Source organism: Geodermatophilus chilensis (assembly GCF_002802985.1).
GTDB classification, from domain to species: domain Bacteria; phylum Actinomycetota; class Actinomycetes; order Mycobacteriales; family Geodermatophilaceae; genus Geodermatophilus; species Geodermatophilus chilensis.
In genome coordinates this window covers 1-8,972 of sequence record NZ_NVPT01000186.1, presented here as the reverse complement: position 1 = coordinate 8,972, position 8,972 = coordinate 1, and the positions used below count along the sequence as shown (strand labels likewise).

General features: G+C 74.3%; 8 protein-coding genes. All 8 read left to right on the top strand.

Annotated features, from left to right (window positions below; all coding sequences use genetic code 11):
* The first annotated feature begins 90 nt into the window (after positions 1 to 90).
* The 8 genes from CNO22_RS23010 (at position 91) to CNO22_RS22975 (ending at position 8,795) form a co-directional block, all read left to right on the top strand.
* Entirely contained in the window at positions 91 to 1,095 is a 1,005-nt protein-coding gene (locus CNO22_RS23010; RefSeq protein ID WP_100501606.1) for an NADPH:quinone oxidoreductase family protein, read from the top strand.
* A 40-nt stretch (positions 1,096 to 1,135) separates the two neighbouring features.
* Positions 1,136 to 2,818: an AMP-binding protein gene (locus CNO22_RS23005; protein ID WP_100501605.1), complete on the top strand. Its 1,683-nt coding sequence runs from the start codon at positions 1,136 to 1,138 to the stop codon at positions 2,816 to 2,818.
* Complete coding sequence (locus CNO22_RS23000; protein WP_100501604.1) at positions 2,815 to 3,762, top strand: NAD(P)-dependent oxidoreductase; 948 nt, start codon at positions 2,815 to 2,817, stop codon at positions 3,760 to 3,762. Before CNO22_RS23005 ends, CNO22_RS23000 begins: the two co-directional genes overlap by 4 nt.
* Entirely contained in the window at positions 3,759 to 4,175 is a 417-nt protein-coding gene (locus tag CNO22_RS22995) for a carboxymuconolactone decarboxylase family protein (RefSeq protein WP_198588546.1), read from the top strand. The genes CNO22_RS23000 and CNO22_RS22995 overlap by 4 nt, the downstream gene beginning before the upstream one ends.
* 28 nt (positions 4,176 to 4,203) lie before the next feature.
* Positions 4,204 to 5,022: an N-acyl homoserine lactonase family protein gene (locus tag CNO22_RS22990; protein WP_100501603.1), complete on the top strand. Its 819-nt coding sequence runs from the start codon at positions 4,204 to 4,206 to the stop codon at positions 5,020 to 5,022.
* The gene (locus CNO22_RS28560) at positions 5,019 to 6,305 is read left to right on the top strand and encodes an alpha/beta fold hydrolase (RefSeq protein ID WP_198588545.1); all 1,287 of its coding nucleotides are present in this window, start codon (positions 5,019 to 5,021) and stop codon (positions 6,303 to 6,305) included. Before CNO22_RS22990 ends, CNO22_RS28560 begins: the two co-directional genes overlap by 4 nt.
* Positions 6,302 to 7,171, top strand: coding sequence for an amidohydrolase family protein (locus CNO22_RS22980; protein WP_100501602.1), 870 nt, complete (start codon positions 6,302 to 6,304; stop codon positions 7,169 to 7,171). Before CNO22_RS28560 ends, CNO22_RS22980 begins: the two co-directional genes overlap by 4 nt.
* Before the next feature lie 67 nt (positions 7,172 to 7,238).
* On the top strand, positions 7,239 to 8,795 hold the full coding sequence (locus CNO22_RS22975; RefSeq protein WP_100501601.1) for an acyl--CoA ligase family protein: 1,557 nt from the start codon (positions 7,239 to 7,241) through the stop codon (positions 8,793 to 8,795).
* Positions 8,796 to 8,972 lie beyond the last annotated feature (177 nt).

The window sequence follows — 8,972 nt, the reverse complement described above, 5'->3', positions numbered from 1 at the left end:
AGATGTGTATACGAGGCAGGACCTGCAGGCCCTCACCTCCGGCCGGGACGCCCTGGCCCCCACCCCGACGACGGCACCCGGGAGCACCGCGTGAGAGCAGTCCTCGTCGAGACGTTCGGTCCCCCGGGGTCCCTGGTGGTCCGGGAGGTGCCCGACCCGGTCGCGGGCCCGGGGGAGGTGCTGGTCGAGGTGGCCGCCGCCGGTGTCAACTTCCCCGACGTCCTGGTGGTGGCCGGCAGCTACCAGATCCTCCCCGAGCGGCCGTTCAGCCCGGGCAAGGAGGTCGCCGGCACCGTCCGGGCGGTCGGGCCGGGCGTCGACCGCCTCCAGGTCGGGGACCGGGTCCTCGCGCAGGTCGAGCACGGCGGCTACGCCGAGCTGGTGGCCGTCCCCGAGCCGCAGGTCGTCGCCCTGCCGGACGGCGTCCCCGTCACCGACGCCGCCGCCTTCGGGCTCGGCGCGATCACCGCGTACTTCGGCCTCGTGCGCCGGGCGCAGCTGCGGCCCGGCGAGACGGTGCTGGTGACCGGTGCCGGCGGCGGTGTCGGCTCGGCCGGGGTCCAGGTCGCCAAGGCGTTGGACGCCACCGTCATCGCGGTCGCGCAGGACGGGGCGAGGGCGAGGCTGGCCGAGGAGCAGGGGGCCGACCACGTCCTGCTGGCCGGCCCGTCGATGCGGGACGAGGTCATGGCGGTCACCGGCGGGCGCGGCGCGGACGTCGTCCTGGAGCTGGTCGGGGGTGACGTGTTCACCCAGGCGCTGCGGTCCACGGCCTGGGAGGGGCGCCTGGTGGTCATCGGCTTCGCCTCGGGCGAGGTGCCGGTGGTCAAGGCCGGCCACATCCTCGTCAAGAACCTCGCGGTCACGGGTCTGCAGGTCAGCGACTACCGGGACCGCGAGCCCGAGGCGGTGCGCGCGGCCATCGAGCACCTGCTGGAGCTGTACCTGCAGGGCCGGCTCAGCGTGCCGGTCTCGCGCACCTACCCGCTCGAGGCGGCCACCGAGGCGCTCGAGGCGGTCCGTCGCGGCGTCGTCACCGGCAAGGTCGTGCTGACCTGCCGACCGGCCGCCGACCCGCAGGCCCCGCCGGACTGATCCCGGTGGCCATCTCCCACATCCCACGAGGAGCAGCGCAGTGACCGACCTCCGGACCCCCGGCGCCCTGGCCCCCGACCCGGCGACGCACCCGGGAATCCGTCCGGACAGCCGGCTGACGCCCGAGCTGGTCGGCCGGTACGTCGACGGCGGCGCGTGGCGGTCGGCCACGCTGCGGTCGATGCTGACCGAGGCCGCTGCCGAGCACCCCGACCGGGTGGCGGCGGTCGACCGGGCCAGCGGGAGGACCGGGTCCTCCCGCCTCACCTACGCCGAACTCGACGAGCGCGCCCACCGGTACGCCTGCGGTCTGCACGCGCTGGGCGTGCGCGCCGGCGACTTCGTCGCGGTGATGCTGCCGAACCGGGCCGACTTCGCCGCGCTGGTCTTCGCCATCAACGAGCTCGGCGCCGTCTACAGCGGCATCCCGGTCGCCTACGGCGAGCGGGAGGTCGAGGTGATCCTGCGCCGGACCGGCGCCCGGGTCGCCGTCGTCGCCGAGACCTTCGGCAGCAACAGCCCGCTGCAGCTGGTGCAGGGGCTGCGCGGTGGGCTGCCCTCCCTGCAGCACGTCGTCGTGGCCGGCGAGCCCGCGGAGGAGGGGGTCACCGCGCTGTCGTCCCTGCTGACGGCGCCGGAGGTGGAGCTCGGGGCGGTCGACCCGCGGGCGCTGTGCCACGTCGGCTTCACCTCCGGGACCACCGGCGAGCCGAAGGGCGTGATGAACACGCACCAGACGCTCCGGGCCGTCCTCGACAACTGGATCGCCCTCCAGGGCAGGGAGTCCCTCGGCGAGCCCCTGGTCAACCTCATCGCCTCTCCCGTGGGCCACCACACCGGCTTCCTCTGGGGGGTCCTGCTCACCACCCTGCTGCGCGGCACCGGGGTCTACCTCGACCGGTGGGTCCCCGACCAGGCGACGCACGTCATCCGGGAGGAGGGCGTGACGACGATGTTCTCGGCGCCGACCTTCCTGCAGGACCTCGTGCACACCGACCTCGCCCAGGACGGCGGGACGACGCTGCGCACCGTGGTGCTGGCCGGCGCCCCCGTCCCGCGCACGCTGCCCGCGGTGGCGGGGGAGCTGTTCGGCGCCTACGTCTGTCCCGCCTGGGGGATGACCGAGCTGGGCATCGGCATCTCGTGCGCGCCCCACCTGCCGGCCCGTGCCCAGTCGACCGACGGCGTGCCGGTACCCGGCACCGAGGTCAGCATCGTGGACCCCGACGGGCACGAGGCGCCCCCCGGCACCGTCGGCGCGCTCCGGATCCGCGGCGCCGGGCTGTTCCTGGGCTACCTGCACCTGCCCGAGGTGACCGCCGAGGAGATCGACCAGGACGGCTGGTTCACCACCGGGGACACCGCACGGCGCACCGAGGAGGGCTTCGTGCTCCTCGAGGGCCGCACCAAGGACATCGTCATCCGCGGCGGGGAGAACATCCCGGTGACCGTCGTGGAGAGCCTGCTCTTCGAGCACCCGGACGTCGTCGAGGCCTCGGTCATCGGCGTCCCCGACCCCCGGCTCGGCGAGCGGGCCTGCGCGGTCGTGGTCCCCGGCGGAGGCGTCCGGCCCTCCCTCGAGGAGGTGTGCGCCTTCCTGCTCGAGCGCGGGCTGTCCAAGCACTTCCTGCCCGAACGCCTGGAGCTCGTCGACGCGCTGCCCAAGACACCCAGCGGCAAGATCCGCAAGGTCGAGCTGCGCGGCCGGTACGCGGCATCGTGACCACCCTCTTCACCGGGCTCGGCCGGATGGGCGCCCCGATGGCCCGCCGGCACGCCGCCCGGCACGACACGGTCCTCTTCGACGTGGACACCGCGGTGGCCGCTGCCCTCGCCGAGGAGCTCGGCACGCGTGCGGTGCCCTCCCTGGCCGAGGCCCCGGACGGCATCGACACCGTCGTGCTGATGCTGCCCGACAGCAGGGCCGTGGAGTCGGTGCTGCTGGCCGACGGACTGCTGGAGCGACTGCCCGCCGGGACGCTGGTGGTCGACATGGGCTCCTCCGAGCCGGCCAGCACCCGCCGGCTGGCCGAGGCGGCGCGGACGCGCGGGATCGGGTACGTCGACGCACCGGTGTCCGGTGGCGTCGCCCGGGCGGTCACCGGAGAGCTGTCGATCATGGTGGGGGGCGCACCGGAGGACGTCGAGCGGGCGCGCCCGCACCTCGAGCCGCTGGGGACGGCGGTGCTCGTGGTCGGCGGGCCCGGTGCGGGGCACGCCGCGAAGGCCCTGAACAACCTGCTGTCGGCCACCAACCTGGCCGCGGCGGCCGAGGTGCTGACGGTGGCGCGCTCGTTCGGCATCGCGCCCGACGTCATGGTCGAGGTGCTCAACGCCTCGACCGGCCGCTCCCAGGCCACCGAGGTGAAGTACCCGAGACACGTGCTGATCGGCGGCTACGACTCCGGGTTCGCCATGGACCTCATGATCAAGGACCTCGGCATCGCCCGGTCGTTGGCGCGCGCCCAGGGAGCGCGGACGCCGGTGACCGACGCCGCCCTCGACACCGCTGTCCGGGCCCGCGAGGCGCTGGGCGGGCCGGGCCTCGACCACACCGAGATCGCCCGCTTCTACGAGTCGGTCAACCGGGTCTCGCTGCGCGCCGGCGAGCTCCCCGACCCCCGACCTGGCACCGCCCGACCCGACGACGCCGAGGAGACAGCGTGACCGACGACCCGCAGCAGTACATCGACGACATGGCCCGGTCGCGGGGGTACGTGCTCGACTACCACAAGGTGATGGCGAAGCACGACTTCCCGGTCCTGCAGGCGGCCAACGGGTTGGTCAACGCCGCGTACCTGGACCAGCGGAGTCTGGACCGCCGCACCAAGGAGCTGATCTTCATCGTCAGCCTGACGGTGATGCGTGCGTCCACGGGCCACATCCAGAGCCACATCCGGGTGGCCCTCGACCTGGGGGTCAGCCCCCGGGAGATCCTCGAGGCCATCGAGATCTCGCTGCCCGAAGCGGGGATCGTCGCGTTCCAGGCCGGCTTCGAGGCCTGGCGCGAGGTGGTGGGCGCCGACGGGCTGGAGCCCGGCGTCACGGTGCACGAGGGTGGCAGCGGCGGCGCGTCCTGACCGGCGTGGGAACAGGGGGGATCCTCCCGTGACCGACCCCGGGGCGGACCGGTACGAGGTGGTCGTGGTGCGGCACGGCACCCGCGTGACCCGGCGCAGCGAGGTGTTCCTCAACCACGCCCAGTACGGGGAGCCCGACGGACCCTTCACCGTCGACTACCACCTGTGGGTGGTGCGCAACGCCACCACGACGGTCCTGGTGGACACCGGCTTCGCCCGTGGTCCGGCGGAGGCGCGCGGACGCACGGTCCTCGTGGACCCGGCCGACGCCTACCGCCGGCTGGGCGTGGACACCGACGGCCGACACCCGCTGGTCGTCACCCACGCCCACTACGACCACATCGGCAACGTCGGGCTGTTCCCGCGGTCGACCGTCGTGGTCAGCTCCGCCGAGATGGACTTCTGGCACTCGCCGGTCGCCGGCCGGCGGCTGATCGCCCACTTCACCGAGGCGGACGAGGTGGCGGTCCTGAGCCGGGCCGAGGAGGAGGGCCGGGTGCGGCGCTTCAGCGGGTCGACCGAGGTGGCACCCGGGGTCGTGGTGACCGAGGTCGGCGGGCACACGCCCGGCCAGTGCATGGTCACGGTGCCCACCTCGGCGGGCGTGGTGCTGCTGACCTCCGACGCCGTGCACTTCACCGAGGAGCTGGAGCGGGACATGCCCTTCGTCTCGGTCACCGACCTGCCGGCCACGTACGAGGCCCTGCAGACGGTGCGCGACATGGTGGCCACCGGTGCCGTCGACGTGGTCCTCACCGGGCACGACGCGGGGGTGCTGGACCGGCTGGAGCCCTACAGCCCCGAGCTGGCCGGCGTCGCCGGGGTGGTCGGGCGGCTCCGGACGTGACCGGCTCCGACTGGTGGGGGAGGTGGACGGCCGCGGTCTCCGCCGACCCCGAGAACGCGCACATCGGCCGCTGGTCCCGCTTCACCGTCCGGCTGGCGGAGGACGGGGGAGCCGCGGTGCTGCTCCGCTACGACCGCGGCGGCGTCGCCGTCGGCCCCGCTGGGGACGACGGCGCGGACGTCGAGCTGCGCGCACCCCGGAGCGCCTGGCGTGAGCTCGTGGACCCCGGCGCCGCGCCGCGCCGGCACGACCTGCTCGCGCTGACGAAGGCACCCGCCGGGATCACGGTGGTCGCCGGACGCGAGCAGCTGCTGCGGCACCTGCGGGTCCTGACCCTGCTCGTCGAGCTCGCCAAGGGCGTCGCCGGCGGCACGGCCGAGCTGACCGCCGGCCGGGGTGCTGCGCCCCACGGCACGGTCGAGGACGTCGTCGGCCGGTACGTGCACGTGCGCTCCTCCGGGGCCGACCACCGCGTCTACTTCGAGGAGGGCGGCGCCGGCCCGGTGCTGCTGGCCCTGCACACCGCCGGGTCGGACAGCCGGCAGTTCCGGCACCTGCTGGCCGACCGGGCGGTCACCGACCGGTACCGGGTCGTGGCCTTTGACCTCCCCTGGCACGGCCGGTCGCTGCCGCCGGACCGGTGGTGGACCGGGGAGTACCTGCTCACCACCGACCGGTACGTCGCGATCGTCGAGGACTTCTGCGACGCCCTCCGCCTGGAGCGGCCCGTCGTCCTGGGCTGCTCGATGGCCGGCTCGCTGGTGCTCGAGCTGGCCCGTCGCTCGCCGGACCGCTGGGCGGGCGTCATCGGCCTGTCCGGTGCGCTGAACGTGGCGGGCCGGTTCCAGGACTGGCCGCTGTCCCCGGACCTCAACGCCCAGCAGGTGGTTGCCTCCTGGACGGCGAGCCTGATGTCGCCGCACAGCCCGGAGAACTCCCGCAGGGAGGTCTGGTGGACCTACAGCCAGGGCGGCCCGGGGATCTACCGCGGGGACACCCACTTCTACTCCGAGGACCTGGACCTGCGCGGCCTGGCGGGGACGATCGACACCGGCCGCTGCCCGGTCCACCTGCTCACCGGGGAGTACGACCACGCCTGCACGCCCGCCGACACCGCCGCGGCGATCGCCGCCGTCCCCGGTGCCCGCGGCGGCACCATGCCCGGGATCGGCCACTTCCCGATGGCGGAGGACTACCCGCGGTTCCGCACCCACCTGCTGCCGGTGCTCGACGAGCTGGCCGCGGGGGCGCGGCCCGGCCCACCCGAGGAGACCCGCCGATGACCGGCATCGACGCCCACTGCCACGTGTTCACCGCCGACGGCGTGGGCCCGACGCCCCTCGTGGGTGGGGCCGCGTACCAGCCGCCGGAGGTCGACGTCGAGGACCACGCCGCCCACCTGGCCACCGTGGACTGCGACCGCGGCGTCCTCGTGCAGCCCAGCGCGTTCGGCACCGACCACCGCTGTCTCCTCGCGGCCCTGCGTCGCCGTCCCGACCGGCTGCGGGGCGTGGCCTGCGTGCCGGTGGGGACCGACCCCGGCGCGCTCATCGAGATGCACGCCGCGGGCGTCCGCGGGACCCGGGTCCAGGACGGCTACCCCGGCGGCGTGCCGGTGGAGGCGCTGGTCGAGGTCGGGGAGATGGTCGCTCCGCTCGGCTGGCACGTGGAGCTGTGGACCGACGTCGGCAGGCACCTCGACCGGCTGGGTGACGCCGTCCGCCGCTGCCCCGTCCCGGTCGTCCTGGACCACATGGGCTACCTGCCCTCCGACGTCGGCACCGACCACCCCGCGATGCGGCTGGTCCTCGAGCTGCTCGCCGAGGGTCAGGTGTGGGTGGCGCTGTCGGGGCTGGAGCGGTTGCTGCCCGCCGGCAGCGACCCGGCCGACCCCGGCTTCCCGGAGGTGTGGCGGCGGCACGAGGAGTCGATCGCCGAGCGGGTCCGCGCCTTCGTCGAGACCCGGCCGGAGAACCTGCTGTGGGGCAGCGACTGGCCGCACGTGGGCGTCCGGCTGCCCCTCCCGGACGGCGGCACGGTCCGGGCGCGCCTGGACCGCTGGGTCCCCGACCCCGCGCTGCGGCAGATGGTCCTGGTCGACAACCCGGTGAGCCGGTACGCCTTCGGCCCGCTCACGGCGTACGGATGAGCGGTCGCGCCCGATCCTGCAGACAATCCCCACGGGAACCGTCCGCCCAATGCCCTCAGGAGACCCGGTGGCGACCTTCAGTTCCGCCCAGTTGACCCCGACCGCCTTCCTCGAACGCTCCGCGCGGGTGTTCCCCGAGCGGACCGCGGTGATCGACGGCGATCGGCGGTTCACCTATCGGGAGTTCGCCGACCGCTCCCGCCGGCTCGCCGGGGCGCTGGCCGCCCGCGGCATCGCGCCCGGTGACCGGGTGGCCGCGCTCTGCGCGAACAGCTCGACGATGCTCGAGATGCACAACGGCGTGCCGTGGGCCGGGGCGGTCCTCGTCCCGCTCAACACCCGGCTCTCCGCAGGGGAGCTGGAGTACATCCTCCGGCACTCCGGGGCCGCGCTCCTCGTCGCGGACGCCGCGTTCGCCACGACCGCCGCCGAGGTCGCCTCGGCGGTGGGGATCCCCGTCGTGCTGGCCGGTGACGAGTACGAGCAGCTGCTCGCCTCGGCCGAGCCCCTGGCCCTGCCGTGTGCGGACGAGTGGGGACTGCTGGCGCTCAACTACACCTCGGGCACCACCGGCCGGCCCAAGGGCGTCATGTACAGCCACCGGGGCGCCTACCTGCAGGCGGTGGCGATGGCGCTGCACACCGGTCTTGCCCCCGGCAGCCAGTACCTGTGGACGCTGCCGATGTTCCACTGCGACGGCTGGTGCTTCCCCTGGGCGGTGTCGGCCGGCGGCGCCACCCACGTGTGCCTGCCGCGGGTGGAGCCGGCCCGCATCTGGCAGCTGCTGCGCGCCGAGGGCATCACGCACTTCAGCGCGGCGCCGACGGTGCTGACCATGATCGCCAGCGCCGAGGAGGCGGAGGCCGGCCCGGTGTCCCCGCGCGTCGCGGTGCAGACCGGCGGCGCCCCGCCCACGCCCACCCTGCTCGCCCGGATGTCGGCGCTGAACATGGACGTCACCCACCTGTACGGGCTCACCGAGACCTACGGGCCGGTCGCGGTCAACCAGTGGCACCCGGAGTGGGACGACCTCCCGGACGAGCGGCAGGCCGAGCTCAAGGCCCGGCAGGGTGTCGGCAACGTGGTGGCCGAGCCGTTGCGGGTGGTGGGGGAGGACGGCACCGACGTCCCCCGCGACGGGGAGACGATCGGGGAGATCGTCGCCCGCGGGAACGACGTCATGCTCGGCTACTACCAGGACGAGGAGGCGACGGCGACGGCGACGCTGCCGGGGCCGGACGGCGGACCGGGCTGGTTCCGCACCGGCGACCTCGCGGTCGTCCACCCGGACGGCTACCTCGAGATCCGCGACCGCAGCAAGGACATCATCATCTCCGGCGGCGAGAACATCTCCTCGGTGGAGGTCGAGCGGGCGCTGGACGCCCACTCCGCCGTGCTGGAGTCCGCCGTGGTCGCCGAGCCCCACGAGAAGTGGGGGGAGGTGCCGGTCGCGCACGTGACGCTCCGGCCCGGCAGCGAGGTCACCGACGAGGACCTCGCAGCGTTCGTGCGGTCGCGGCTGGCGGGGTTCAAGGTGCCCAAGCGATTCGTCTACGGGGAGCTCCCGAAGACCTCCACCGGCAAGGTGCAGAAGAACCTGCTGCGCGAGCGTTCCGCCAGCTGACCCACGGGCGTCCGTGCCCGGGCGCCTCCGTGCAGGACCCGACGAGGGAGACCCCCCATGGCCATCGCCACGATCAACCCCGCCACCGGTGAGACGCTGCAGACCTTCGAGCCGCTCTCGGAGGAGGCCGTGCAGGAGCGGATCGCCCGTGCGGCTGCCGCGTTCGAGGGCTACCGG

What these genes read in the sequence shown, in the direction of transcription:
- CNO22_RS22980 (WP_100501602.1), top strand. Translation starts at nt 6,302, where the DNA reads ATGACCGGCATCGACGCCCACTGCCACGTGTTCACCGCCGACGGCGTG.